A 25,110-nucleotide genomic window follows, 5' to 3' on the forward strand; every position below is an offset into this window, starting at 1 on the left:
AAAGACAAACACCCCCCCCCCCCGGCCCCCCCGCCGCCGGGGGGGCCCCCCCCCCCCCCCCCCCCCCCCCCCCCCCGCACCCCGTTTGATCAGGTCACCTGATCATCAGAGGTCAGTCGGCGATGAGGGCCTCGATGGTGGCGAGCAGGGTGCGGACCGGGACGCCGGTTCCGCCCTTCGGCGTGTAACCCCAGGGCGCCGAGGTGTTGTAGCTCGGGCCGGCGATGTCGATGTGCGCCCACGGCAGCCCGGCCGGCACGAACTCGGCGAGGAAGTGGCCGCCGACGAGCATCCCGCCCATCCGGTCGGTGTTGGCGTTGACGAAGTCCGCGACCGTCGAGTCGATCCCCTTCCGGAGCTCCGGCGGCAGCGGCATCGGCCACATCGACTCGCCGCTGCGGTCCGCCGCGGCGATGACCGCGTCGCGCAGGTCGTCGCTGCCCATCACGCCCGAGGTGCGGGCGCCGAGGGCGACCATCTGCGCGCCGGTGAGGGTGGAAGTCTCCAGCAGGACGTCGGGGGAGTCCTCGGCCGCGCGGGCGATCGCGTCGGCCAGCACGACCCGCCCCTCGGCGTCGGTGTTGGTGATCTCGGCCTTCTTGCCGTTGCGGAAGGTGATCACGTCGGCCGGGCGGTAGGCCGTGCCGCTGGGCAGGTTCTCCGCCATCGGCACGGTCGCGACGACCTCGACCGGCAGCCCCAGCTGTGCCACGAGGCACACGGTGGCGATCACGGCCGCGGCGCCGGCCATGTCGCTCTTCATGTCCTCCATCTTCGCGGCGGGCTTGATCGAGATGCCGCCGCTGTCGAAGGTGATGCCCTTGCCCACCAGCGCGACCTTCTTGCGCGCGCCCGCGCCGGCGTAGGTCAGGCGCAGCAGGCGCGGCTTGCGGGTGGACCCGCCCCCGACGGCGAGGATGCCGCCGTACCCGCCGGCCGCCAGTGCGTCCTCGTCGAGGATCTCCGCCGTGAGCCCGAGCTTCTCGCCGGCGGCGGCACCGCGGGCGGCCAGCTCGGCCGGGTACAGGTCGTTCGGCGGGGTGTTCACCAGGTCGCGCACGAGGGCGACGGCGTCGGCGACGGCGCGGACGCGGCGCAGGGCCGCCTCGGCGGCACCGGCGCCGGGCACGACTATGGTGATTTCGCTCGGCGGGGCCGGGCGGTCGGCGGGCAGCTGCGACTTGTAGGCGGTGAACTCGTACGCACCCAGCAGGGACCCCTCGCCGACGGCGTGCAGCCGCTCGGCGTCGGGCGTCCCGCCCACGGCGGCCAGGAGGCTCACCACCGAGCGCCGGCCGCGCAGTGCGCGGCTGGCCGCACCGGCGGCCCGGCGCACGGCCTCGGCGCGGTAGCCGCCGGACGGCTCGGGTGCGCCCAGGCCCACGACGGCGACGACCGGGAAGGGCCCCTGGCCGAACGAGGGCAGGCGGGTCACCTCGTCCTCGGCGCCGCGGGCGCCCAGGTCGGTCAGCGCGGGGAGCAGGCGGCCGCCGAGCAGGCGGTCGAGCGCCTCCGCGCCGGGTGTCGGGAGCGGCCCGTCGGGCCCCTTGCCGACGGCGACGACGACGGCGTCGCCGGTCAGCTTCTCGAGCGGGTGGTCGGTGGCGGAGATCGTCGGCGGCACCCATCGATCCTAGAAGGACCCCGTCGCCCCCCAGCACTCGCTCCGCCCGCGCCGGGTTCCTGCGACGGGGCCGTTCCAGCACGTCGCCGGGCTCGCGCCGGGTTCCTGCGACGGGGCCGTTCCAGCACGTCGCCGGGCTCGCGCCGGGTTCCTGCGACGGGGCCGTTCCAGCACGTCGCCGGCTCGTGCCGGGTTCCTGGGACGGGGCCGTTCCAGCACGTCACCATGCGGGGCCGCGCTAGCGTCCCTCCCGTGACCCCGCTGACCTCGCCCCTCCACGACCGGCACGTCGCCGCCGGAGCCAAGCTCGCCGACTTCAGCGGCTGGTCGATGCCGATCGAGTACGCCGGCGGGGGTGTTCTCGCCGAGCACGCCGCCGTCCGGGAGGGCGTGGGGGTGTTCGACGTCTCCCACCTGGGCACCGGCACGGTCCGCGGGCCGGGCGCCGCCGCGTTCGTCGACTCCTGCCTGACCAACGACCTGTCCCGCATCGGGCCTGGCCAGGCGCAGTACACGATGTGCTGCGTGCCCGACGGCGAGGCCGGCGCCGGGGGAGTGGTGGACGACCTGATCGTCTACCTGCACGGGCCGGACGACGTCCTGCTGGTGCCCAACGCGGCGAACGCCGCCGAGGTGCTCGGCCGGCTCGCCGACATCGCTCCGGCGGGCGTCGCGGTGGCGGACCGGCACACCGAGGTCGCCGTCCTGGCCGTGCAGGGCCCGCGGTCGCTGCAGGTGCTGGAGCTGCTCGGCGTCCCGGGCGAGATCGGCTACATGTCGTTCGTGACGGGCACCGGGGGGGCCGGCGCCGAGGTGACCGTGTGCCGCACCGGCTACACCGGCGAGCACGGCTACGAGCTCCTCGTCGGCGCCGACCGGGCGGGGGAGATGTGGGACGCCCTGCTGGAGGCGGGGCAGGACCTCGGCATCCGGCCGTGCGGGCTCGGTGCGCGGGACACGCTGCGGACCGAGATGGGATACCCGCTGCACGGGCACGAGCTCTCCCGCGAGATCAGCCCCGTCCAGGCCCGCGCCGGCTGGGCCGTCGGCTGGCGCAAGCCGGCATTCTGGGGGCGCGCGGCCCTGCTGGCCGAGAAGGAGGCGGGCCCGGCCCGGCTGCTCTGGGGCCTGAAGGCGACCGGGCGCGGGATCCCGCGCCCGGGCATGGCGGTGCTCGGCGCCGACGACGCCCGCGTGGGCGAGGTGACCAGCGGGACCTTCTCGCCGACGCTGCGGACGGGCATCGGGCTGGCGCTGCTGGACACCGCCGCCGGTGTGGTCGAGGGCGACCGGCTCGCCGTCGACGTCCGGGGTCGTCGGGAAGCCGTCGAGGTCGTGCGCCCGCCCTTCGTGCCCTCGCACGTGCGCTGAGCGGGACCGCTCGCTAGGGCGCGTTCTTGCGGGTGGGGTCGCTGTCGCCCTTCTCCGGCTCCGCCTTGGCCGGCAGGGTGTCGGCCTTCACGGCGTCCCGCTCACCCATCGGCAGCGGCTCGCCGTCGGTGGTGTCCATCCCGGTCTGGTGCTCGGCCTCGGAGTTGATCTCCGCGCCGAGGAGGACCAGGTAGCAGGTCAGGTACAGCCACAGCATCAGGACGATGACGCCGGCGATCGCGCCGTAGGTCTCGTTGTAGGAGCCGAAGTTGTTGACGTAGAAGCTGAAGCCCAGGCTCACCACCGCCCACACCAGGGTGACGACGACCGAGCCGAGGCTCACCCACCGCAGCCGCGGCGCGTCCCGGTCGGGGGCGACCCGGTAGAGGACGGCCAGCGATCCGCTGACGACGAGCAGCAGCAGGACCCAACGGGCGATCTGGGCGAGCACGCTCGCGACCCCGCCCAGCGGCAGCGCGTCCAGCACGAACGGGACGACGGCGACCAGGCCGATGGTCAGGACGACGAAGACGATCGCACCGAGGGTCAGGGCCAGCGAGAGCGCGCGGAGCTTCAGGAAGTTGCGGGTCTCGACCTCGTCGTAGGCGATGTTCACCGCCTTGACCAGGTTGTTCACGCCGCCGGAGGCGGTCCAGAGCGCGGCGAGGATCGACAGGACGAGGCCCCAGGTGAGCGCGCCACCGGCGTCGGTGATGTTGGCGACCTGGGCCTCGATGAGCGCACGGGCGTCCTCGGGGAGCCCGGTGGTCAACTCCTGGACCTGGGCGGCGGCCTGCTCGCGGGAGACGACCAGGCCGTAGATGGAGATCAGCGCCAGGAGCGCCGGGAAGATCGACAGGAAGCCGAAGAACGCCACCCCGCCGGCGATGATCGGCATGTTGTCGGCGTTGTTCTCCGCCCAGGCGCGCTTGAGCACCTGCTTCCAGCCGCCGGCCGGGATCTGCAGCGGGTTCGCGGCCCGGATGCCCGGCAGCTGCTCGGGCGCGGGCGCGTCCGGCGGGAGCCGATCGGGGTCTCCGGACTGCGTGCCGCCGGCTGCGGATCTCGCCGCTGCTGCGCGTCGGGCCGCCTTCTCCTCGACCCGCTGGCGGATCCGGTCGACGGCGCTCTCCCGTGGCCGGGTGCCGGTCATGAGCTCTCCCTGGTGCTGGGCCGGCGACCGGCCGCGGGGTGGTGGGGTCGGCGGTGGCCGGGTGCGGTGCCCGGCCACCGCGCCGGGTCAGTCGCCCGGCCACGCCCCGGTGAGCTTGGTGAAGCCCTGCGCCCCCAGGCGGTCGATGGTCGCCTTGGTGGCCGCGAAGATCGCGCCCTGGAGCGCGGCCGAGACGACGATCTCCCACATCGGGTACTCGCCCTGCAGCGCGTCCGGTGCGTCGTCCTCGCCGCTGATGCGCTTCCACACCTGCTTGAAGACCGCACCCGACACGGCACCGGCCGCGATACCCGCCGCCAGGCCGATCGGCCGGTAGGCGAGCTTGGCTCCCTTGCTCAACGCTTCCTCCTCGCATCCCGACGGGCCTGCTTCTCGGCCCGCTTGGCAGCCTTCCGCGCGGCGGCACGCCGGGCGGCCAGTTCCCGGCGCGCCCGCTTGGCCTCGCGCCTGCGGCCCACGCGCGCACCGACCAGGAGCTCCTCGGTGCTGGCCCGTCGCCGCGCGCGCCGCCGACGCCACAGCACTAGACCCACCAGACCGGCCAGCGCCGCGCCGGCGCCGGCGAACGCCGGGGGGCTCTCGCGGTAGGTCTCGACGGCGGTGTCCTTGGCCCGGGCGGCGCCCTCCTTGGCGCGGGCGGGCACGTCGAGGCGCTGGCTGAGCTCGTCGACCGTGCGGCCGAGCTGCTCGCGGGTCGCCTCGATGTCGGCCCGGATCTCGTCGGGCTGCGTCGGCCCGTTGCTGGACTGTGCGTCGTCGGGTCGCGACCCGCTGGGCGTGCTCACCGGCGTGCACTCTCCTTCACGGTCGTGATGTCGGCCTGGACGCTGGAGATGGCTTCCGTGGGCACCGGCGGGGATCCCTTCTGGACGTCCTTCTTGCCCACGAGGGCGAGGACGCCCGCGATGGCGAAGAGGACCAGGGTGACGATCAGCGCGGCCAGCCAGGCGGGCATGATCAGCGCCAGGGCGAGGATGGCGGTCGTGATGAGGGCGGCCAGCCCGAAGAAGGCGACGAGGCCGGCGGCCCCGAAGAGGCCGGCGCCGACGCCCAGTCTCTTCGCCTTCTGGGTCATCTCCACCTGGGCGAGGCGGGCCTCGTCCCGGACCAGGCGGCTGATCTGCTCGGTCAGCCGGCCGATCAACTCACCGGTGGATGCGTTCTGGGGCTCGGCGTCCACGGCCGCGCGGGTCGCGCCGGCCGTGGGGTCGGGGCGGGGTGTGCTCATCGGTCCTCCGGGTGGGCGGGGTCGATGCAGGTCCATGCCCCCGGCGGCGGGCCCGTAACCGGCGCCGTGATCACAGCCGGGGAACGATGCGCCCGGCGTGGCCCTCGCCACTAACCTGCCTGCATGAGCTGGCACTGGCGTCTCGAGGACCCCGCTGGATCACCTCTCGACCCCGCGGCGGTGGGGGTGGAGGTGCCGGCGGCCGACAACCAGGGCGACGCGGAGTCGTGGCTGGGGGAGAACTGGCGGGAGCTGCTCGACCGCGGGGTGGCCACGGTGACCCTCTTCGACGGCGACGAGAAGGTCTACGGACCGATGGGGCTCGCCGCCACCTGACCCTCCACGTGAGGTGGAGGGTCAGGTGGTGCGGCCTCCTCAGCCGCGGGCGGTCTTGGCGGGGTCCCGTTCCACGACGTCCCCGAGGACCTCGTCGATCCTGGCCATGACCTCGTCATCCAGGCGGACGCCGGCGGCCTTGACGTTGTCGTGCACCTGCTCCGGGCGCGTCGCGCCGATGATGGCGGCGGCGACGTTGCCGTTCTGCAGCACCCAGGCCAGCGCCAGCTGGGCCATCGACAGCCCGAGGTCCTCGGCGATCGGCCGCAGCTGCTGCACCCGGCCGAGGATGTCGTCGGTCATGAACCCCTGCATCGACCGCCCGGCCTCGGCGTGACCGGCCCGGCTGTCGGCCGGCGGCTGCTCGCCCGGCCGGTACTTGCCGGTGAGGATGCCCTGCGCCAGCGGCGACCAGACGATCTGGGAGAGCCCTTCCTTCTCCGACGTCGGCACCACCTCGGCCTCGATGACCCGCCAGAGCATCGAGTACTGCGGCTGGTTGCTGATCAGCTGGATGCCGAGTTCGCGGGCCAGCGCTGCGCCGGACGCGATCTGCTCGGCGTTCCACTCGGAGACGCCGATGTAGAGGGCCTTGCCCGACCGGACCAGGTCGGCGAAGGCGGTCATCGTCTCCTCGAGCGGCACCGTCGGGTCGTAGCGGTGGGCCTGGTACAGGTCGACGTAGTCGGTCTGCAGCCGCCGCAGCGAGGCGTGGCAGCTCTCGATGACGTGCTTGCGACCCAGCCCGCGGTCGTTGCGGCCGGGACCGGTGGGCCAGTAGACCTTGGTGAAGAGCTCGATCGACTCCCGGCGGTGGCCGGCGAGCGCCGTCCCGAGGACGGTCTCGGCGCGGGTGCCGGCGTAGACGTCGGCGGTGTCGAACGTCGTGATCCCGGCGTCCAGGGCGGCCCGGACGCAGGCGTGCGCGGCGTCCTCCTCCACCTGCCCGCCGTGGGTCAGCCAGTTGCCGTACGCGATCTCGGAGATGGTCAGGCCGGAGCGGCCGAGGCGTCTGAATTCCACGGACCGCGACGTTAGGCGCCGCGCCCGACCACCGCCCGATGGCCCCCTCCAGGGGCCCACCCCGAGCGTGCGAGGGGTGGGGAGGAGGGGGTCCTCTTTCAGACCTCGGCGCCCAGCGGGACCTCGGGCTTGGGGAAGCGCCACCGGCGGATCATGGTCGACCGGCTGATGCCGTACCAGACCAGGCCCTTCATCTTGTGGTCCCCGTCGGGGAACCGCTCGCGGACGGTGCGCTTGATCTTCCGCCCGAGCACCACCGAGTCCATGATCAGCAGCAGGAAGAAACCGAGCAGCAGGAAGCTCGTGTAGCTCTTCACCGCCATGCTGGGCACGAAGGTGCCGATGAGGGCCAGCGCGGCGATGGCCAGGAAGAAGCTGCCGATGTTGCGGCGGCTGTCGACGAGGTCGCGCACCAGCTTGCGCTCCGGGCCGCGGTCGCGGGCGGGCAGGTACTCCGTCTCACCGCGGGCGATGCCCTGGCGGGCCTCTGCGCGGCGCAGCGCCTGCTGCTCGCGCATGCGCTTGTAGGCCTCCTTGCGGGTGGTGGGCGGCGGCGGGGGAGGGCCCTGCCGCCGGCCCTGCGCCTCGTTGCGCTTCGGCGTCGGCCGGCCCTTGCCGCCGGCCTTCACCAGCTGCCCGGTCAGCTCGCCGTCGTCGCCGGGCGCGGCGGTGGTCGTCTCGGCATGGTCACGGCGGCCGGGCAGGCGGAGCTTCACGGCCCGGAAGTCTACGTGTGTGAGCAACGGAGCCCCGGACGTCGCGCTCGGAGCCGTACAGTGGGTGCGCACGGGAAGCGGAGCCGTTCCGACGGCGTTCGTCCGCGGCAGGACGCGCCTACGCGGACACCCCGGAGGGAGAGGACGGAAATATGACGGTGCAGGACACCACGGCCACCGGCGTCGTGCTCAGCGACGCGGCGGCAGCCAAGGTCAAGGCACTGCTGGACCAGGAGGGCCGCGACGACCTCCGGCTGCGCATCGCCGTCCAGCCCGGTGGCTGCTCCGGCCTGCGGTACCAGCTCTTCTTCGACGAGCGGTTCCTCGACGGTGACCAGACCTACGACTTCGACGGCGTCGAGGTCATCGTCGACCGGATGAGCGGTCCCTACCTCGGCGGCGCGGTCATCGACTTCGTCGACACCATCGAGAAGCAGGGCTTCACCATCGACAACCCCAACGCGCAGGGCTCCTGCGCGTGCGGCGACTCCTTCAACTGACGAAGGACCCCTCTGCCCCGCCGCTCGCGGCGGGGCAGAGGGGCCGTACGAGGCCCGGTTCCCCTTCTGGGGAACCGGGCCTCGTGGTGTTCGCGGGGACCGGTCATGACGAGGGGAGGCCCGGAGTGTCCGCGCGGGCGTGACGAAACGGCTCCACGTGATCGGGGGACGGCACGTGGCCGCGGTGCGATCGGCGAGGATCGCGGTGTCAGAGCCGGACGGGGTAGACCGTCTCCGGGATCTCGGGCGTGATCCGCTCCTCGACGAAGATGCCGTGCCAGACCATGAAGACCAGCAGGGTCCACAGCTTGCGGGAGTGGTCGACCGGTGAGCCGGCGCGCTGGTTCTGCCGGTGGGCGGTGAGCATGGCCAGGACCTGCTGCTTGTCCAGCCACTCGTCGGTCTGGCTGTCCTCGATGATCTGCCGGGCCCAGTCGTGCAGGTCCTCGGCCAGCCAGTGGCGGGTGGGGACCGGGAAGCCGAGCTTGCGGCGGTTCAGCACGTGCGGCGGCACGATCTGCTCCAGCGCACGCCGCAGGGCGTACTTCGTCGTCTCCTTGGTGACCCGCTGGTCCACCGGGATGGTCGAGGCCACCCGGAAGACCTCGGGGTCGAGGAACGGGACGCGCAGCTCCAGCGAGTTGGCCATGGTCATCTTGTCGGCCTTGACCAGGATGTCGCCGCGCAGCCAGGTGAAGAGGTCGACGTACTGCATCGCGGTGACGTCGTCGTAGCCGGCGGCGCGGGTGCGCTCGTACAGCTCCCGGGTGACCGCGACGTGCGAGAGGTCCGGGTCGCGCTTCTCGAGGAAGGTCAGCTCCTCGTCCCGGAAGATCCGCGCGTTGCCGTAGTAGCGCTGCTCCAGCGGGATCGAGCCGCGCCGCAGCAGGTCCTTGCCCCGCATCCCGTCGGGCAGCTTCGTCGACAGCGTGCCGAGGGCACGGCGGAGACCTCGCGGCAGCCGGTCGAAGGCGGCCAGGGACAGCGGCTCCCGGTAGATGTTGTAGCCGCCGAACAGCTCGTCCGCCCCCTCGCCCGAGAGCACCACCTTGACGTGCTTGCGCGCCTCGCGGGCGACGAAGTACAGCGGCACGAGCGCCGGGTCGGCGACCGGGTCGTCGAGGTACCAGACCACCAGGGGGATCGACTCGGCGAACTCCTGCGCCGTGACGACCGTGGTGATGTGCTCCACCCCGATCGCGGCCGCGGACTCGGCGGCGACGTCGATCTCGGAGAAGCCCTCGCGCTCGAAGCCGACGGTGAACGTCCTGAGGTCGGGGTTGTAGCGCTTGGCCAGCGCCGCGATCGCGGTGGAGTCGATGCCACCGGAGAGGAACGAGCCGACGGTGACGTCGGCCCGCATGTGCACGCGGACGGAGTCGTCGAGGACCTCGGCGATCCGGTCGTACAGCGCCTGCTGCTCGTCCTTCGCCACCGGCCGGAGCGGGAAGTCCGGGTGGAAGTACCGCTGCGTGGTGAGCTCGCCGTCGGCGACGGTGAAACTGGTGCCGCTCTCGATCCGCCGGATCCCCCGGTGCAGGGTCGCGGGCTCCGGGACGTACTGCAGCGTCAGGTAGTGCTGCAGGGACGCACCGTCCACACCCCCGGCGGCGACGCTGCCGCCGAGGAGCTCCAGCAGCGCCTTCTTCTCGGAGGAGAAGGCGATGGCCCCGTCGGCGAGGCGGGTGGTGAACAACGGCTTGATGCCGAAGGGGTCGCGCGCGCCGAACACGGTGCGGGTCTGGCTGTCCCAGATCACGAACGAGAACATCCCGCGCAGCCGGGTGACGACGTCCTGTCCCCAGAGGTGGAACCCGGCCACGATCGCCTCGGTGTCGCCCTCCGTGGCGAAGGTGGCGCCCGCCGCGGCCAGCTCCTCGCGCAGCTCGAGGTAGTTGTAGATCTCGCCGTTGAAGACGATGCGGTACCGGCCGTCGGCGTAGGGCATCGGCTGGTGGCTGTGCTCGATGTCGATGAACGACAGGCGGTTGAACCCGTAGACGACGCGGTCGTCGTGCCAGACCTCGTTCTCGTCCGGGCCGCGGTGGCGCAGACAGTGCAGGGCGCCACGGACGTCGGCGACGACGTCGTCGGTCACGCGGGGGGCGTCGGTGGAGAAGTAGGCGAGCAGGCCACACATGGGGCGCGGGACTCCGGGGGTCGGGGGAGGGGTGGCCAGGTCAGACGCGCTCGCCGGCGCGGGTCTTCGCGGTCGCCTTCCGCTCGGCGAAGAACGACAGCACCGGCACGGTGCCGGCGACCAGCGTGAGCACGGTGCCCTTGAACGTCCAGCGGGCACGGATCGCCAAGTCGACGGTGGCCAGGAAGAAGAGCCCGTACAGGAAACCGTGCGCAGTGCCGAGCACCGCCGACGGCTCCGGGATGCCGGCGAGGTGGTTGAGCGGCACCGCCACGAAGATCAGCAGGATGAGCAGCACGCCCACCACCCAGGCCATGGCCCGGTAGCGCTGCAGCGCCGCTCCGATGCTGCGGTCGTCCCCCCGCCCGGTCGGCGTGGCGGTCCGTTCAGCGGCCATTGCTGCTCCGTTGTCCGAGGGCCCGCTCGTTGAGCTCGGCGAGGTAGGCGTTGTAGGCGGCGAGCTCGGGGTCACCGCTGGTGTCGATGCGCGGGCGCTGGTAGAGCACGACCGCGTTGCCCGGCTGGTCGTCGTCCGGATCGCGGTGGAGCTCGATACGCACCATCCGCACGTAGAACCACAGCCCCATGAAGCCGTACAGCGGCCACTGGAGGGCGTAGCTCCAGTTGACGGCGCCGCCGCCGGCCTCGGCCTTGGAGAGCTGCCAGTAGCCGAGGAAGAAGGTGGCGACGAACAGGGCGACCACGAGCAGGTGCAGGAGCACCCATTTCGGGGTCAGCAGCCGGGAGAACACGGCACCGACTCTAACCGCCACCCAGGCGCGGCCGGTCCGCCCGCACCGGCGCGTCCCGCCGGGCGAGGGCGGCTGATGGGCGGCGGCCGGGGGGGTGAAGCCGCGGACGGGCCGCTGTGGCGGCCGGGGGTGCCGCGCGCCCCGCGGGGAGCGGGCCCGCGACCCGCCGGACCGTCTCCGGTGGTCGGCCGCTGAGGCGGGTCGGCTAGTCTCGGCCCACACTGAGTCCGGCGTGGTTGCACTCTGCCGAGGACCGGTGGAGGGACCCGCTGGAGAGACCGCCCGGACGTCGGGCGGAGGACGAGGAGGCAGCGAGCAGTGGCTCGAGGCAGCAGGCTCGCGCGGCTGGCCGCGCTCGGTCTCCTGGGGGTGCTGACCCTCACCGGATGCGAGCTCGGCGACAGCGCATGGTGGGAACGCAACTTCATCCGGTGGGGCTGGCCGGAGGGCGTCACCGACGAAGCCGAGGCGATGCGGGAGCTGTGGATCGGGTCCACCTGGGTCGCCCTGATCATCGGGCTGATCGTGTGGGCGCTCATCGCCTACACGGTGATCCGCTACCGCAAGAACAGCGACGAGCTGCCGCGCCAGACGGCGTACAACCTGCCGCTGGAGATCGTCTACACGATCTTCCCCTTCCTCGTCATCGCCGGCCTCTTCTTCTTCACCATCACCACGCAGAACCGGGTGATGGAGCGCAGCGAGGACCCCGACGAGGTCATCGCCGTCAACGCCTTCAAGTGGAACTGGCAGTTCGTCTACCCCGAGACGGCGGGCCCCGACGGCGAGCCGGTCGACACGGTGGGCACGAGCACGGAGATCCCCATCCTCGTCGTGCCGACCGACCGCACCGTCCGGTTCGAGCTGGCCTCCGCCGACGTCATCCACTCCTTCTGGGTGCCGGAGTTCCTCTTCAAGCTCGACGTGATCCCGGGCAACGAGAACGGCCGGGACAACGTCTTCGAGGTGACCGTCCGCGAGGAGGGCGCCTACGTCGGCCGCTGCGCCGAGCTGTGCGGCACCTACCACGCCTACATGAACTTCGAGGTCCGCGCGGTCTCCGGCGACGACTACGACGCCTACCTGGCCGCCCGCGAGTCCGGCCTGGGCACCTACGAGGCGCTCGAGGAGATCGGCCAGTCCGGCGTGGCCGGCACCACGACTCCGCTGGACCTGGTGCTGGACAAGACCGAGGAACAGCTGCAGACCGGTGGCTGAGGTCCTCGCATCCGGTAACCGGACCCCACACACGTACGAGGAGGCGCGGCCGTGAAGGTCGAGGCACTGATCTTCAATCTGCTCGCGGTGTTCTGCTTCGTCACCGCGGTCGTCTACGGCTTCTGGGCGCGTGAGCCCATCGGCACCACGGCGCTCGCGCTCTCGGGTGGGCTCACGCTGCTCATCGGTGGCTTCTTCTGGTTCGTCTCCCGCCGGATCGACGCCCGTCCCGAGGACCGCAAGGACGCCGAGATCGCCGACGGCGCCGGTGAGCTGGGCTTCTTCAGCCCCGCCAGCTACTGGCCCTTCACGCTGGCGCTGTGCGCCGGCCTGATGGGTCTGGGCATCGCGTTCTGGTACATCTGGCTGATCCTGCTGGCCACCATCGCGCTGCTGCTCGCCGTCGGCGGCCTGTTGTTCGAGTACTACGTGGGTCAGAACGCGCAGCAGAGCTGAGACCTCTCCCCACCACCAAGGCCCCCTCCACCCGCAGCGGGTGGAGGGGGCCTTAGTCGTCCAGGGGTGCGGTGCGGACGGCGCACAGTGGTTCCCCAGTGCCGTTCGGCCAGCTGGACGGCTGGAGCGGCCGCCACGGACGCCTGCCCGGGGATCACCTGCGCCCCGGCCGCCGGGTACCGGGGCCGTCGAGGGTTGCCGAGCCGGGGGGGGCAGCGGGTGTGGTGTGTCCGCGAGGTCCCAGCACCTCCGTGCGGTGGCCCCTCGGAGCGGCGGACGCGTCGCAGCCCCCCCGATCCGGCTCGTCGGCCCGCACCCTCTCGGCCGGGGCCGTGCCAGCTGGCGGCCGTGGGCGTGCTGGGGCCTGGCTGCCGCTAGCGGTGCGCCCGGCCGCCTGCCAGCCGGGCGGTGATCGGCCGAGGCGCCGCCGGACGCCGACGCGTCGACAGGGCGTGGCGGGGCCTGGCCCGGTCCGCTGCACCCGCCCGGCAGCGGAGTACCCCGGAGCGCCCGGTTGGTCGGTGACGGGCTGCGGGGGAGTGGTGGGAGCCCGATGGCCACGCAGGGCGCGGGTGACCTCGGGTGGTCGTCCCCGCGCCGGCTGCGGGTCGGCAGTCGGCTGCCAGGTCGCGCCCCTCCCGGTCAGCAGATGCAGAAGGGCCCCGGTGGAGATTCCACCGGGGCCCTACTGTCAGACGCTGATCAGTCGCGCGGGTCCTGCGGGCGGCCGCCGTCGGACGGGCGCCCACCCTCGGACGGGCGTCCCGAGGTCGTCAGCTCCCGGTCCGACTCGCTGGCCGAGAGCCCGCGGCCCTCGCCGCGCTGCTCGATCTCGACCGTCGTCGGTTCCTCCACGGGGGAGAAGAAACCGCGGACCGCGCGCCGTGCCGCACCGACCTGGTTCATCTTCTTCGGTACCGGAGCACCGCCGTAGGCGAGCTGCCCGTGGCCGTGGTCATCCACCGGGCCGATCGGCTGGTGCACCTCGATGAACTCGCCGTGCGGCAGTCGCCGGATGACACCGGTCTCGATGCCGTGCTCGAGCACCTCGCGGTCGTGCTGCTGCAGACCCAGGCAGATGCGGTAGGTGATCACGTAGACGATCGGCGGCAGGAGGACCAGGCCGATCCGGCCCGCCCACGTCATCGCGTTGAGGCTGATGTTGAACTTGTCGGCGATGACGTCGTTCCCGCCCGAGAGCAGAAGGATCACGTAGAACGTGATCGACATCATGCCCAGCGACGTCCGCACGGGCACGTCGCGGGGCCGCTGGAGCAGGTGGTGCGATGCGGTGTCACCCGTCAGCTTGCGCTCGATCATCGGGTAGAAGAGCAGCAGCATGAAGATGATGCCGGGCAGAACCGCCGTCGGCCAGAACAGCGCCGGGATCGTGTAGTCACCCGGCAGGTTCAGGTCCCATGCGGGGAACAGTCGGCTGGAGCCGTCCAGCCACATGATGTACCAGTCGGGCTGCGACGCGGCCGAGACCTGCGCCGGGTTGTACGGGCCCCACAGCCAGATCGGGTTGATCTGGGCCAGGCCACCGAGGGCCGCGCAGACCCCGAACACCACGAACAGCAGGCCGGTCGCCTTGCCCGCGAAGGTGGGGAAGAGTCGGTTGCCCACGACGTTGTGCTCGGTTCGCCCCGGACCGGGGAACTGCGTGTGCTTCTGCTTGACGAGGACCAGCAGGTGCACGGCGATGAGCGCCAGCAGGATCGCCGGGATCAGCAGGACGTGCGCGATGTAGAGCCGGCCGATGATCAGCTCACCGATGTAGTCCCCGCCGAAGACCGCCCAGTGCACCCAGGTGCCCACGACCGGGATGGCCAGGATGATCGCCGACATGATCCGCAGACCGGTGCCGGAGAGCAGGTCGTCGGGCAGGGAGTAGCCCGAGAAGCCCTCGAGCAGCGCCAGGATCAGGATCACGACGCCGATGAGCCAGTTGCTCTCCCGCGGGCGGCGGAAGGCGCCGGTGAAGAAGATGCGCAGCAGGTGCACCACGATCGCCGCCACGAACAGCAGTGCGGCCCAGTGGTGCAGCTGGCGCATGAACAGGCCGCCGCGGACGTCGAAGGACAGGTCGAGGGCGGACGCGTAGGCGATCGACATGTCGAGCCCACGCAGCGGGTCGTAGGACCCGTCGTAGGTGACCTCGGTCATCGAGGCCTGGAAGAAGAAGGTCAGGTACGTGCCCGACAGCAGCAGGATGATGAAGCAGTAGAGCGCGATCTCGCCGAGGAGGAAGGACCAGTGGTCGGGGAAGACCTTGTTGAGGGTCCGCCGGACGGGTCCGGCGACGATCATGCGGTCGTCGAACTCGAGCGCGGCCTTGCCGACCCGCGTGGTCGGGGCCCCCGGCGCCGTGGCGGTGCGAGCTGCCATCAGATGCGCTCCCGGTTCCAGTACGTGGGGCCGACGGCCTCAGGGTAGTCACTGCGGGCGACGAAGAATCCTTCGTCGTCCACGGTGATGGGCAGTTGCGGCAGTGAGCGGGTGGCCGGGCCGAAGACCGGCTTGGCGCCCTGCGTCACGTCGAACATCGACTGGTGGCAGGGGCACAGGATGCGGCTGGTCTCCTGCTCGTAGAGCGACACCGGGCAGCCGGCGTGCGTGCAGATCTTGGAGTAGGCGACGTAGTCGCCGTAGCCGTAGTCGGCGTGCCCCTCGCGCGGGCGCAGCGACTGGATCTGCTCGGGGCGCAGCCGGATGAGCATGGTGGGCGCATCGGTCTGCCGGTTGCCGCCGGGGACGGCCGGGAAGACCGTCTCCAGCGAGCCGGGTTCCTGGTCGCCGGGCCGGACCGGACTGCCGTCGTAACGGACCAGGCGGACGCCCTCGGCCCACGCGGTGCGCCCGAGCACGTTCCCGGTGCTCGGGTTGTTGATCAGCCCGCCGAGCGGCGCCAGCAGCATGACGCCGACGCCGGCGCCCATGAAGCCGAGCGACCGGGTGATCAGCTTGCGCCGGGGAAGCCCGCTGTTGTGGTACCCGCCGACCAGCGTGGCGCCGGTCGTGACCCGATCGAAGTGCGAGCCGTCGTGCTTGTCCTGGACGGCGGTCTCGTGGGGGAGCAGCTTCTTGGTGTAGAGGACCAGGCCCACGCCCACCAGCGTCAGGGACAGCCCCATGCACAGGCCCAGGAGCGGGGTGAACAGGGCACTCCAGGTGCTCCCCTCCTCGGCCCAGGACCACTCGGGGAGGAACCAGCCGGAGCCGACGTACACCACGAGGAACAGGAAGGCGAAGACCCCGGCGAGGGCGAACGTCCAGCCGACCTGGCGCACCGCCCGCCGCTCCATGGCGGACCCCGGTTCCGGGCCCGGGTCGACGTGGAGGATCTCCACGCCGTCGTACCGCGCGCCGAGCAGGTCGAGCTCCTCACGGCTCATCGCCGCGAGCTGCTCGGGGGTGTAGTCGTCGTCCGGGCCGCCGTGCAGCGGCCCTTCGGTGTCCGCGCCGCCGGCCGAGCCGGGGCGGGTGTCGCGCGTGCTCACGCCTTGCTCCCCATCCAGAAGATGCCCAACATCAGGGCACTGACGCCGACGACCCAGATGACCACGCCCTCGGCGGCCGGCCCCAGCCGGCCGACGCCCGCGCCGCCCGGGTCGGTCATGTTCGTGATGGTCTGGACGTAGGCGATGATCGAGCGCTTCTCCTCCGGCGACAGCTGGTTGTCCCCGAACACCGGCATGTTCTCCGGGCCGGTCAGCATCGCCGTGTAGATCTCCAGGTCGGTCGCGTCGTGCAGGCTCGGGGCGTACTTCCCCGAGGAGAGGGCACCGCCCTCACCGACGAAGTTGTGGCAGGACGCGCAGTTGAGCCGGAACAGCTCACCGCCCAGGGCGAGGTCCCCGTTGCGCAGGTCACCGGAGGGCAGCGTCGGCCCGCCGCCGTTGGCCTGCACGTAGGCCATCAGCTGGTCGATCTCCTCGTCGGAGAACACCACGGGCTTGTCCGGCGCCTGGGCCTCCTGGCGCACCAGCGGCATGCGCCCGGTGTGCACCTGGAAGTAGACCGAGGCCTCACCGACGCCGATCAGCGACGGGCCGCGGTTGGGCACGCCCTCGAGGTTCGAGCCGTGGCAGGAGATGCAGCTGCGCTCGTACAGCTCGCGCCCGGCCGCCTCGGCCGCCGACTCGGTCTGCGTGCCGGCCGGAGCGGCCTGCGCCGGCGCGAACACCGAGTACAGCGCCCCGGTGAGGATCAGCGAGGCCATCAGGCCGGCGACGTTGGCGAGACGACGGCGGTGCTTGGACCTCCGTCGCGCGCGGGCCCGCTGGTCCGGGCTCGCGGCGTCGGCGAGCGGGGCGTCGGGGTGAGGGTTCGTGGTGGACACCGGTTCCCTATCGGATGAAGTAGATCGTGGCGAACAAGGCGATCCACACCACGTCGACGAAGTGCCAGTAGTACGAGACCACGATGGCGGAGGTCGCCTGGGCGGGCGTGAAACGGCCCATGGTGGACCGGATGAGGACGAACACGAAGGCGATCAGTCCGCCGATGACGTGCAGGCCGTGGAAGCCGGTCGTGAGGTAGAAGACCGAGCCGTAGGTGGACGACGAGATCGTCGTGCCGTGGTGCACCAGCTCGTAGTACTCGTACGCCTGCCCGAGCACGAAGACGAGCCCCAGGGCGAAGGTGATCGTGAACCACCGGCGCAGCCCGTAGACGTTGCCCTCCTCGGCCGCGAACACACCGAACTGGCAGGTGACCGACGAGCTGACCAGGATCAGCGTGATCACGAGCGCGTACGGGACGTTGAGCTCCGTGGGCTCGGGCGGCCAGCCGCTCTCGGCGCCGGCCCGTGCTCGGGCGGTGAAGTACATGGCGAACAGGCCGGCGAAGAACATCAGCTCGCTGGCGAGCCAGATGATCGTGCCGACGCTGACCATGTTCGGTCGGGTCAGGGAGTGCACCCGCGAGGTGTCGAAGGTGCTGCTCGCGACGGGGGCCGTTGTCACGAGGGTCATCATGGCATCGGCAGGACCCCGTCACGACTGCGGGTGGTGACGGCGTGGCGCCAATGTGACCAGCTCGATACCGACTCACCGGCCGGGCCTGCGCAGACGTCTCCGGGCACTAGGCTCGGCGGCGTGAGTGCTGCCGAGAAGCCCGCCGCCCCGGCCACCGTGCTCGTCTACAGCCACCGTCCGGAGGTGCGCGACGCGGTCCGCGCAGCGGTCGGCCGGCGGCCCGCCGCTGACGTGGGTCCGCTGACCTGGCTGGAGTGCGTGACCGGCGACGAGGTGGTCGCCGCGGTCGACGCCGGAGGGATCGACCTGTGCATCCTCGACGGCGAGGCCCAGCCCGCCGGGGGCATGGCCCTCGCCCGGCAGCTGGAGATGGAGGTCGCCGACCGCCCGGCCGTCTGCCTGCTCGTCGCCCGGCAGCCCGACCGCTGGCTGGCGCACTGGTCGCGCGCCGAGGCGACGCTGGCCCTGCCGGTCGACCCGCTGGTGGCGCCCGGGGTGGTGGCCGACCTCCTGCGCGCTCGCGCGGGACGGTCCGTGGCCCGCCGGTGACGTCCTCGTCCGCCCCCACGTGGCCGGGGCTGCTGAACCGCCTGCTCGCCGGCCAGGACCTCACCGCCGAGGACACCCGTTGGGCGATGCGCGAGGTCATGACCGGCGAGGCGACGCCGGCCCAGGTGGCCGGCTTCACCGTGGCGCTCCGGGCCAAGGGCGAGGCGCCGCAGGAGGTCGCGGGACTGGCCGCCGAGATGCTGGCGCAGGCGACGCCGGTGCAGCTGCCGATGGACTGCGTCGACATCGTCGGCACCGGTGGCGACGGCGCGCACACGGTGAACATCTCCACGATGGCCGCGGTCGTGACGGCCGCCGCCGGCGCGCCGGTGGCCAAGCACGGCAACCGGGCGGCGTCGTCCTCTTCGGGCGCCGCCGACGTGCTGGAGGCGCTCGGGGTGGTCATCGACCTGCCCGCCGACGCCGTGGCCACGTGCGTGCGCGAGGCCGGCATCGGGTTCTTCTTCGCACCGGTCTTCCACCCCGGCATGCGGCACGCCGCCGCCCCGAGGCGGGAGATGGGCATCGGCACCGTCTTCAACTTCCTCGGGCCGCTGACCAACCCGGCGCGCCCGGTGGCGGCTGCGATCGGTTGCGCCAACGCGCGCATGGCGCCCGTCCTCGCCGAGGTGCTCGCCGCCCGGGGGACGCGGGCGCTGGTGTTCCGGGGCGACGACGGACTCGACGAGCTGACCACCGCGGCGACGTCGGCGGTGTGGACGGTCCGGGACGGCGCCGTGTCGGCCGAGCGGGTGGACCCGGCTGCGCTGGGCATCGAGGCGCCCGCCCCGGACGCGCTGCGCGGCGGGGATGCCCGGGACAACGCCGAGGTGTTCCGGCGGCTCGTGGACGGCGACCGCGGAGCGGTGCGCGACGCCGTGCTGCTCAATGCCGCCGCGGCGCTGGTGGCGTTCGACGAACGGCCCGCGCGTTTGCACGACGCCCTGGCCGCGGGGATGGAGCGGGCCGCCGCAGCGATCGACGACGGTCGGGCGGCGGCGCTGCTGAACCGCTGGATCGCCGTCAGCCGGGAGGTCGCCCCGCCCGGCCGCTGAGCGCCGGCCGCTCAGGCTTCGGTGTCGAAGCCGATGGAGAAGGCTGCCTCGAGGTCGTGGCGCGAGTAGGCGCGGAAGGCGATGTGGGTGTCGGTGTCGAGGACTCCCGCGACCTTGTTGATCCGGCCGGCGATGACCTCCGCGACCTGCTCGAACTCGCGGACGCGGACGATGGCGATCAGATCGGCATCGCCGGCGACGGAGTAGACCTCGCTGACCCCGTCGAGCTCGGCGACGGCCTGGGCGACCTCGGCGATCGAGTCGGTGGCGGCGTCGATCATCACGATGGCGGTGATCACGCGGGGGATGCTATCCGCTCCGGCCGGGCGCGGGTGCCCAGCGACCGCCCGTCGGCGAAGGGGTCCTGCGCGTCACGCCCGGACTCCACCCGCGCCAGGAACCCGCTGTAGGCGCCGGTGCCGGGTGCGGGGGAGGCGAGGGTGCCGGTCAGTTGCACCAACCGGGTGCCGGGCTTCTCCAGCCAGCGGAGGACGAGCTCGGTCTCGTCGACCGACGTCGGGTCGTCCGCACCGGGAACGGTCTCCGCGGTCGCGAGCAGGCCCGGCAGCACGCTCCGCACGGTGGTGCCACGCAGCGCGTTCCCGGCCGCGGCGAGGCGCCCCAGCCGGACGACGGACAGCTCCCACCCGCCCTGGCCGTCGGGACGGGCCAGCACGAGCTCGGGCACGGCAGCCAGCGACTCGAGCCGTTGCCGACGGCGGAGGGCCCGGACCAGCACGGCGACCCGGTCGCGCAGCACGGCGGCGTCCTCGTAGCGCTCCTCGGCGGCGAGCCGCTCCACCCGGTCCAGCAGCGGGGCGAGCAGGGGACGGGGGTCGTGGCCCACCGCGGCGGCGAAGACCGCCGCCACGCCGGCGTACTCGGGAACCGACTGGGCGCCGGTGCAGGGGGCGCCGCAACGCCCCATGTCGGCCAGCGCGCAGGCGTTGACCGGCGTGCGGGGGGAGAGGCGGGCGGTGCACTGCCGCAGCGGCAGCACCTCGTGGACGGCAGCCACGGCGGCGTCCGCGGCGCGGCGGTCGGGGAACGGCCCGAGGAACACGCCGGCTTCGGGGCGGACCCGGCGGACCACCGACAGCCGCGGGAAGGGCTCGTCGGTGAGCCGGACCCACAGCGCGCGCTCGGGGAAGCGGGACCGCCTGTTGTACCGCGGCTTGTGGCGGGCGATGAGCCGCAGTTCGCGGACCGCGGCCTCGAGCGCGTGCGCGCACGGGATCGGCTCCACCCGCTGGGCGAGGCCGACCATCTCGGTGATGCGGCTGCGCTGCTCGCCCGAGGTGAAGTAGCTGCGGACCCGGCTGCGGAGGTCGCTGGAGGTGCCCACGTAGAGCGGCTCGTCCCCGGGGCCGCGGAACAGGTAGACGCCGGGGCCGCTGGGGACGGCGTCGGCCAGGTGCCGCTTCCGCCGACGCTCCGGATCGACCTGCCGGGTCAGCCCGGTCAGCTCCTCGAGGGTGGTGACGCCCAGGGGGCCGAGCCGCTCGAAGAGGCCGTGCAGCACGTCCACCGTGGCCCGCGCGTCGTCCAGGGCCCGGTGCGTGGGCGAGGTGGTGGCGGAGAAGTACGGGGCCAGGGTGGCCAGCTTGCAGTTGGGCACCTCGTCCCGGCTGAGCAGCCGCCGGGCGAGGACGGCGGTGTCGACGGACGCCGCCGTGGGCCACACCAGGCCGTTCTCGGCGCACGCCGCCTTGAGGAACCCGAGGTCGAACGGGGCGTTGTGGGCGACCAGGACGGCGCCGCGGGCGAACTCGAGGAAGGTGGGGAGCACGGCCCCGATCCGCGGGGCCGTGGCGACCATCGTCGAGGTGATCCCGGTCAGCACGCTGATGTAGGGCGGGATCTCGTGGCCTGGGTCGACGAGGGTCTGGAACTCGCCGAGCACCTGCCCGCCGCGGACGCGCACGGCCCCGATCTCGGTGATGGCGCTGTCCTTCGGGGACCCGCCGGTGGTCTCCAGGTCCACGACGACGAACGTGACCTGCGCCAGCGGTGTCCCGACCTCCTCGATGGAGACCTGCTGGTAGCGCAGCGGTGCGGGGGAGGGGGCCACGGGGCGGACGCTAGGTCGGGGGGCTGACACTCCGGGGGACGCGCGCCGGGGCCGGCCGCGCACCGGCCCCCTGACCGGGGGTCCGGGGCTGCCCGCATCGAGTGGGACCTGGTGTTCCGGCCCCGATCGGGACACCATGCCTGCCAGTGGCCGTCGCGTCCGGTTCGACCGGCCCGCAGGCAGAGGTGGTCGGTGATGCCCGCGCGCTCGAGGTGGCGCCCGCCCGCCCGGGCCCGGCGGTGCGTGGTGGCCGCGGTGCTGGTGGCGGGCGCGGCCGTGCTGCTGCCCGCCGGGCCGGTGGCCGCCGCGCCCAGCGACCAGCCGGGTGGCACCTCCGGCGTGCTGGACAGCCGCGACCTGGACCAGCTGCAACGGCGGGCCGCCGAGGTCCAGGAGGACCTCCGCGCGCGCCAGGGGCAGGTCGTCGCCGCACGCGAGGCGCTGGCCGAGGCGCAGCGGTCGGTGGACGAGGCGAGGGCGGTGCTCGAGGACGCCCGGGGCGTGCTGGCCGGGCACCAGCGCGAGGTCGCCGGGTACGCCGTCGCCGTCTACCGGGACGGTGGCGCCCTCACCCCCCTCACGCTCCTGCTCGCCGGTGGGGATCCGGGGGAGGTCCTCGCCGGCATGGGCTTCCTCGACGCCGTCGACGCGCACCTCGCCCACCTCATCGGCATCGCGGAGAGCCACCGGCGCGCCGCCCTGGACCAGCAGCAGCGCGCCCAGGCCGCGCTCGACGCAGCCCAGGGGCGGGCGGACGAGGTGGCCGCGCGGGTGGCCGCGCTGGAGGCGGCCGCCGACGCGGTCACCACGGAGCTGCACGACACGCTCGCCGTCGTCGACCGGCAGCTGGCGGCGCTCCAGGGGGAGCAGGCGTCGGTGAACGAGCAGACGGCGGCCAGCTGGCGGGCCTACGTCGACCAGCTCCGGACCGCCGGCCTCGCGGACGTGCCCGCCGCTGCGCTGCGGGAACCCGAGCGCAGCCTCCCCGACCGCCTGGCTCCGGTGGGCGCCGCCGGGGGCGGCGCGCAGCGCGGGGTGGCCCAGCTGCCCGGGCGGCCGAGTTCGCTCCTGGTGCTGCCCGCCGAGACCCTCGCCGCCGTCAGCGGCGCGATGGAGGCCCTGGGGCAGCCGTACGCGCCGGGGACGGCGGGGCCGGAGTCCTGGGGCTGCGGCGCACTGGTCCGGGTGGCCTACGGCCGGGCCGGTGTCCAGCTGCCCGCGACGCAGGAGGAGCTGTTCGCGAGCGCCGTGCCGGTGGACCGCGCCGACGTCCTCCCCGGCGACCTGGTCTTCCTGGGCTCCCCGGAGGCGGGGCTCGGGCACGTGGGCATCGCCCTGGACCCGCGGACCATGCTGACCGCTGACGCGCGGGCCGGCGCGGTCGTGGTGCGCACGCTGCCGGGCGACCAGGTGCTGGCGATCGGCCGCCCGGTCCTCGGCCAGCGGCCCCCTGTCGCCGTCCCGGGGCCGGCCGCGGGGGCGCTGCGGACCGAGTGCGGCAACACCGTCTACCCGCCCAGCTACGACGGAGCCCGCGCATGGGGCGGCTACCCGAACGGCCTCATCCCGCCCAGCGCCATGTGCCCGCTGGGCGTCGGCGGGCACGCGCTGCGCTGCGACGCGGCCGCCGCCTACCGCGCCATGTCGGCGGCCTACGCGACCGCCTTCGGCAGCCCGTTGTGCATCACCGACTCCTACCGGACCTACGCAAGCCAGGTGCGGCTGTACGGGGAGAAGCCGGCCCTGGCCGCGGTGCCCGGCACCAGCAACCACGGCTGGGGTCTGGCGGTGGACCTGTGCGGTGGCGTCGAGACGTTCGGCACCCCGCAGTACGCCTGGATGGCTGCCAACGCCGGCCGGTTCGGCTTCCTGCACCCCACGTGGGCCGATCCGGGCAACGGGCGCGAGGAGCCGTGGCACTGGGAGTTCGCGGGCAGCTGATCCGGCGCGGGCCGTCGGTGGCGCGGCGGAAATGTCGGTGGCCCTTCCTACCGTGCGCAGCAACTCACGGAGGAGAAGAAGCGATGCTCATCGATTGCGACACCTGCACCGCCCGCGGGACCGGCTGCGCCGACTGCGTCGTGACCGTGCTGCTGGGAGCCCCGCCCGGGTGGCAGGGGGGCGACCCGGTCGTCGTGCCGATGACCGGGCGGCCGCGTGGCGGGCCGGCCGCGGCCGCCGAGGACGTCGTCGTGCCACCGCCGGGCGTGGTGGTGGAGTTCGACGAGGTGGAACGCAGCGCCGTGCGCGCGCTGGCCGAGGGCGGCCTGGTTCCCCCGCTGCGGCATCCCGACGGGCACGGCGGGGAGCGGTCCGGACGGCGCACCGGCTGATCGCCGCCGCACCCCGCGGCGAGGGCCGGGTGACCACCCGATCGGGTGAATGCCCAGGTGGGCGGCCAGGCGCCCGACGCACACGTCTCAGCTGTCCCTGTTTGTCACAGGCGCATCACGGTCGTAGGGTTCCCTCCGTTCGGCCGGGTGGTCGTCATCCATCGATGGATGGCCTCGACCGGACACCGCCTAATCACCGCGTGGCGCGCACCACTGCGCCCGAGGTGTACCGGGGACCCACCGCACTCTGGGGTGAGTTCTCCCGCCGCCGGCTCGCCGGTGGGTGGGGGATAGGGCCAGTCTTCCCAGCCCGAACCCGTCAGCTAACTCGGTCGGCGGTCGAAGTGGAAGAAACGGAGAGCCGCCGCACGTGGCGACCCCTCACGCACTACTGACGCACGCCCCCGAACAACTCCACACCGCCGGCCGGCGCAGCTCCGCCAGCGCCCGCCGCTTCGGACCGCTCCGTTCGGGGCTCCTGGTCAGCGCCGTCGCAGCCCTGACCGTCACCGTCCTCCCGGGTACCGCGTCGGCGGTCCCCGGCACCGCCGACGAGATCGCCGCCCAGGTGGCCGAGGCCAGCCACGAGCTGGAGGTCGTCTCCGAGCAGCTGAACGAGGCGCGCGTCGTCCTCGAGGGCCACCAGCGCGACGCGCAGGCCGCGAGCGAGGCGGTCGCGGAGGCGGAGGGCCGGCTCGGCTCCCTCGACGGCCACATGCGCCGGCTGGCCCGCAGCGTCTACACCGGCAGCGGCATGTCGCCGCTCGACGTCCTGCTGACCAGCACCTCGGCCGACCAGCTGGTCGACCAGCTGGGCACCCTCGACGCCATCGCCGGGCACACCAGCGAGGTGCTCACCGAGGTGTCGCGCGCGGCCGAGGACGCGGAGCAGGCCCGCGACGCCGCCGAGGAGGCCGCGGCGGACGCCCGGCGGACGGTGGAGCAGATCGCCGCCCAGCAGGAGGAGCTCGAGGCGAAGATCGCCGACTACCAGCGCCGGTACGAGGCGCTCACCGCGCCGCAGCAGGAGCAGGTGGCGCAGGCCCACGGTGGTACCGGCCTCCCGGCGCCCACCGGCGCCGTCATCGCGCCGAGCTCGGCCGCCCAGGTGGCGGTGAACACCGCGCTCGCCCAGATCGGGGACCCGTACGTGTGGGGTGCCGGCGGGCCGAACGCCTTCGACTGCTCGGGGCTGACGTCGTACGCCTACGCCGCGGCGGGTGTGATGCTGCCGCACTCCAGCCGGTCGCAGAGCCAGATGGGCAGGCCCGTCTCGCGCGGCGAGCTGCAGCCTGGCGACCTGCTGTTCTTCTACAGCCCGGTGAGCCACGTGGGCATGTACATCGGCAACGGCCAGATGGTGCACGCCTCCACCTCCGGCCAGCCGGTGAAGGTGGCGAGCGTGGACTCGATGGGGAACTACAACAGCGCCCGTCGCATCGCCGGCTGACGGCTCCGGGAGCATCGCAGCGAGGAACGAGGGCCGGTGATCCCGACAGGGGTCGCCGGCCCTCGCGGTCGCTGGCCGGTCAGGTGACCGAGGGCCCGATCCCGAGGACCTCGGGCAGGCCCGGAGGACGGGAAC

At 73.1% G+C, this 25,110-nt stretch carries 26 protein-coding genes and 1 riboswitch; of the genes, 10 read left to right on the top strand and 16 right to left on the bottom strand.

Features of this window, described 5'->3' with window-relative positions; all coding sequences use genetic code 11:
• Window positions 1-112: 112 nt before the first annotated feature.
• Window positions 113-1,624, bottom strand: coding sequence for a leucyl aminopeptidase (locus ACI799_RS09400; RefSeq protein WP_456612947.1), 1,512 nt, complete (start codon window positions 1,622-1,624; stop codon window positions 113-115).
• Between the two features lie 252 nt (window positions 1,625-1,876).
• Between ACI799_RS09400 and gcvT the strand changes: the two genes are divergently transcribed.
• Complete coding sequence (gene gcvT, locus ACI799_RS09405; protein WP_456612948.1) at window positions 1,877-2,995, top strand: glycine cleavage system aminomethyltransferase GcvT; 1,119 nt, start codon at window positions 1,877-1,879, stop codon at window positions 2,993-2,995.
• A gap of 13 nt (window positions 2,996-3,008) precedes the next feature.
• On the opposite strand, the gene ACI799_RS09410 is transcribed toward gcvT, so the two are convergent.
• The 4 genes from ACI799_RS09410 to ACI799_RS09425 all read right to left on the bottom strand — a co-directional run bounded on the left by ACI799_RS09410 (window position 3,009) and on the right by ACI799_RS09425 (window position 5,397).
• Window positions 3,009-4,148, bottom strand: coding sequence for a YihY/virulence factor BrkB family protein (locus ACI799_RS09410; RefSeq protein WP_456589559.1), 1,140 nt, complete (start codon window positions 4,146-4,148; stop codon window positions 3,009-3,011).
• 87 nt (window positions 4,149-4,235) lie between these two features.
• Window positions 4,236-4,508 carry a DUF4235 domain-containing protein gene (locus ACI799_RS09415; protein ID WP_456589558.1) on the bottom strand — a complete coding sequence of 91 codons (273 nt, stop codon included), beginning with the start codon at window positions 4,506-4,508 and terminating at the stop codon, window positions 4,236-4,238.
• On the bottom strand, window positions 4,505-4,954 hold the full coding sequence (locus ACI799_RS09420) for a DUF3618 domain-containing protein (protein ID WP_456589557.1): 450 nt from the start codon (window positions 4,952-4,954) through the stop codon (window positions 4,505-4,507). Before ACI799_RS09420 ends, ACI799_RS09415 begins: the two co-directional genes overlap by 4 nt.
• Window positions 4,951-5,397: a phage holin family protein gene (locus ACI799_RS09425; RefSeq protein WP_456589556.1), complete on the bottom strand. Its 447-nt coding sequence runs from the start codon at window positions 5,395-5,397 to the stop codon at window positions 4,951-4,953. The genes ACI799_RS09420 and ACI799_RS09425 overlap by 4 nt, the downstream gene beginning before the upstream one ends.
• Window positions 5,398-5,520: 123 nt before the next feature.
• Here ACI799_RS09425 and ACI799_RS09430 point away from each other — a divergent pair, with 123 nt between their 5' ends.
• Window positions 5,521-5,733 (top strand): hypothetical protein, encoded by a 213-nt coding sequence (locus ACI799_RS09430; protein WP_456589555.1) that lies wholly within the window; start codon window positions 5,521-5,523, stop codon window positions 5,731-5,733.
• A gap of 39 nt (window positions 5,734-5,772) precedes the next feature.
• Here the strand turns inward: ACI799_RS09430 and ACI799_RS09435 are convergent, their stop codons facing one another.
• Both ACI799_RS09435 and ACI799_RS09440 read right to left on the bottom strand, forming a co-directional pair.
• Window positions 5,773-6,756, bottom strand: a complete 984-nt coding sequence (locus ACI799_RS09435; protein WP_456599746.1) for an aldo/keto reductase family protein — start codon at window positions 6,754-6,756, stop codon at window positions 5,773-5,775.
• A gap of 98 nt (window positions 6,757-6,854) precedes the next feature.
• Entirely contained in the window at window positions 6,855-7,472 is a 618-nt protein-coding gene (locus ACI799_RS09440) for a DUF3043 domain-containing protein (RefSeq protein ID WP_456589553.1), read from the bottom strand.
• A gap of 152 nt (window positions 7,473-7,624) precedes the next feature.
• Between ACI799_RS09440 and ACI799_RS09445 the strand changes: the two genes are divergently transcribed.
• A complete protein-coding gene (locus ACI799_RS09445) occupies window positions 7,625-7,972 on the top strand; it encodes a HesB/IscA family protein (RefSeq protein WP_456589552.1) in 348 nt (115 codons plus the stop codon).
• A gap of 208 nt (window positions 7,973-8,180) precedes the next feature.
• Here ACI799_RS09445 and asnB read toward each other — a convergent pair whose 3' ends face one another.
• From asnB to ACI799_RS09460, 3 genes are read right to left on the bottom strand one after another with little or no spacing between them, the layout of a single operon-like run.
• The gene (gene asnB / locus ACI799_RS09450) at window positions 8,181-10,112 is read right to left on the bottom strand and encodes an asparagine synthase (glutamine-hydrolyzing) (RefSeq protein ID WP_456589551.1); all 1,932 of its coding nucleotides are present in this window, start codon (window positions 10,110-10,112) and stop codon (window positions 8,181-8,183) included.
• Window positions 10,113-10,152: 40 nt separating this feature from the next.
• Window positions 10,153-10,509: a DUF3817 domain-containing protein gene (locus ACI799_RS09455; RefSeq protein ID WP_456589550.1), complete on the bottom strand. Its 357-nt coding sequence runs from the start codon at window positions 10,507-10,509 to the stop codon at window positions 10,153-10,155.
• Window positions 10,499-10,864: a metalloprotease gene (locus ACI799_RS09460; protein WP_456597188.1), complete on the bottom strand. Its 366-nt coding sequence runs from the start codon at window positions 10,862-10,864 to the stop codon at window positions 10,499-10,501. The genes ACI799_RS09455 and ACI799_RS09460 overlap by 11 nt, the downstream gene beginning before the upstream one ends.
• A gap of 318 nt (window positions 10,865-11,182) precedes the next feature.
• Here ACI799_RS09460 and ctaC point away from each other — a divergent pair, with 318 nt between their 5' ends.
• Both ctaC and ACI799_RS09470 read left to right on the top strand, forming a co-directional pair.
• A complete protein-coding gene (gene ctaC, locus ACI799_RS09465; RefSeq protein WP_456599749.1) occupies window positions 11,183-12,082 on the top strand; it encodes an aa3-type cytochrome oxidase subunit II in 900 nt (299 codons plus the stop codon).
• A gap of 51 nt (window positions 12,083-12,133) precedes the next feature.
• Window positions 12,134-12,538, top strand: a complete 405-nt coding sequence (locus tag ACI799_RS09470) for a cytochrome c oxidase subunit 4 (protein ID WP_456599750.1) — start codon at window positions 12,134-12,136, stop codon at window positions 12,536-12,538.
• 702 nt (window positions 12,539-13,240) lie between these two features.
• Here the strand turns inward: ACI799_RS09470 and qcrB are convergent.
• Genes qcrB through ctaE form a run of 4 tightly spaced genes read right to left on the bottom strand, consistent with a single transcriptional unit; the run spans window position 13,241 to window position 17,505 of the window.
• A complete protein-coding gene (gene qcrB, locus ACI799_RS09475; protein ID WP_456612949.1) occupies window positions 13,241-14,926 on the bottom strand; it encodes a cytochrome bc1 complex cytochrome b subunit in 1,686 nt (561 codons plus the stop codon).
• Entirely contained in the window at window positions 14,926-16,038 is a 1,113-nt protein-coding gene (gene qcrA / locus ACI799_RS09480) for a cytochrome bc1 complex Rieske iron-sulfur subunit (protein WP_456589545.1), read from the bottom strand. The genes qcrB and qcrA overlap by 1 nt, the downstream gene beginning before the upstream one ends.
• Window positions 16,035-16,880: a cytochrome bc1 complex diheme cytochrome c subunit gene (gene qcrC / locus ACI799_RS09485; protein ID WP_456612950.1), complete on the bottom strand. Its 846-nt coding sequence runs from the start codon at window positions 16,878-16,880 to the stop codon at window positions 16,035-16,037. The genes qcrA and qcrC overlap by 4 nt, the downstream gene beginning before the upstream one ends.
• 7 nt (window positions 16,881-16,887) lie before the next feature.
• Window positions 16,888-17,505, bottom strand: a complete 618-nt coding sequence (gene ctaE, locus ACI799_RS09490) for an aa3-type cytochrome oxidase subunit III (RefSeq protein WP_456597193.1) — start codon at window positions 17,503-17,505, stop codon at window positions 16,888-16,890.
• A 132-nt stretch (window positions 17,506-17,637) separates the two neighbouring features.
• Between ctaE and ACI799_RS09495 the strand changes: the two genes are divergently transcribed.
• Together ACI799_RS09495 and trpD are read left to right on the top strand one after the other, a co-directional pair.
• Window positions 17,638-18,066, top strand: a complete 429-nt coding sequence (locus tag ACI799_RS09495) for a hypothetical protein (RefSeq protein WP_456589542.1) — start codon at window positions 17,638-17,640, stop codon at window positions 18,064-18,066.
• Window positions 18,063-19,121: an anthranilate phosphoribosyltransferase gene (trpD, locus tag ACI799_RS09500; RefSeq protein WP_456612951.1), complete on the top strand. Its 1,059-nt coding sequence runs from the start codon at window positions 18,063-18,065 to the stop codon at window positions 19,119-19,121. The genes ACI799_RS09495 and trpD overlap by 4 nt, the downstream gene beginning before the upstream one ends.
• Before the next feature lie 11 nt (window positions 19,122-19,132).
• Here trpD and ACI799_RS09505 read toward each other — a convergent pair whose 3' ends face one another.
• Window positions 19,133-19,420, bottom strand: coding sequence for an Lrp/AsnC family transcriptional regulator (locus ACI799_RS09505; protein ID WP_456589540.1), 288 nt, complete (start codon window positions 19,418-19,420; stop codon window positions 19,133-19,135).
• Window positions 19,417-21,192: a DEDD exonuclease domain-containing protein gene (locus ACI799_RS09510; protein WP_456612952.1), complete on the bottom strand. Its 1,776-nt coding sequence runs from the start codon at window positions 21,190-21,192 to the stop codon at window positions 19,417-19,419. The genes ACI799_RS09505 and ACI799_RS09510 overlap by 4 nt, the downstream gene beginning before the upstream one ends.
• Window positions 21,193-21,387: 195 nt before the next feature.
• Here ACI799_RS09510 and ACI799_RS09515 point away from each other — a divergent pair, with 195 nt between their 5' ends.
• From ACI799_RS09515 to ACI799_RS09525, 3 genes are all read left to right on the top strand, one after another.
• Window positions 21,388-23,133 (top strand): D-alanyl-D-alanine carboxypeptidase family protein, encoded by a 1,746-nt coding sequence (locus ACI799_RS09515; protein WP_456612953.1) that lies wholly within the window; start codon window positions 21,388-21,390, stop codon window positions 23,131-23,133.
• An 83-nt stretch (window positions 23,134-23,216) separates the two neighbouring features.
• Entirely contained in the window at window positions 23,217-23,525 is a 309-nt protein-coding gene (locus ACI799_RS09520; RefSeq protein ID WP_456589537.1) for a hypothetical protein, read from the top strand.
• Between the two features lie 176 nt (window positions 23,526-23,701).
• A riboswitch (cyclic di-AMP (ydaO/yuaA leader) is annotated at window positions 23,702-23,878 on the top strand.
• 17 nt (window positions 23,879-23,895) lie between these two features.
• Window positions 23,896-24,975, top strand: coding sequence for an NlpC/P60 family protein (locus tag ACI799_RS09525; protein ID WP_456599755.1), 1,080 nt, complete (start codon window positions 23,896-23,898; stop codon window positions 24,973-24,975).
• Window positions 24,976-25,110: the final 135 nt, after the last annotated feature.

The organism is Blastococcus sp. SYSU DS0753 (assembly GCF_054051175.1).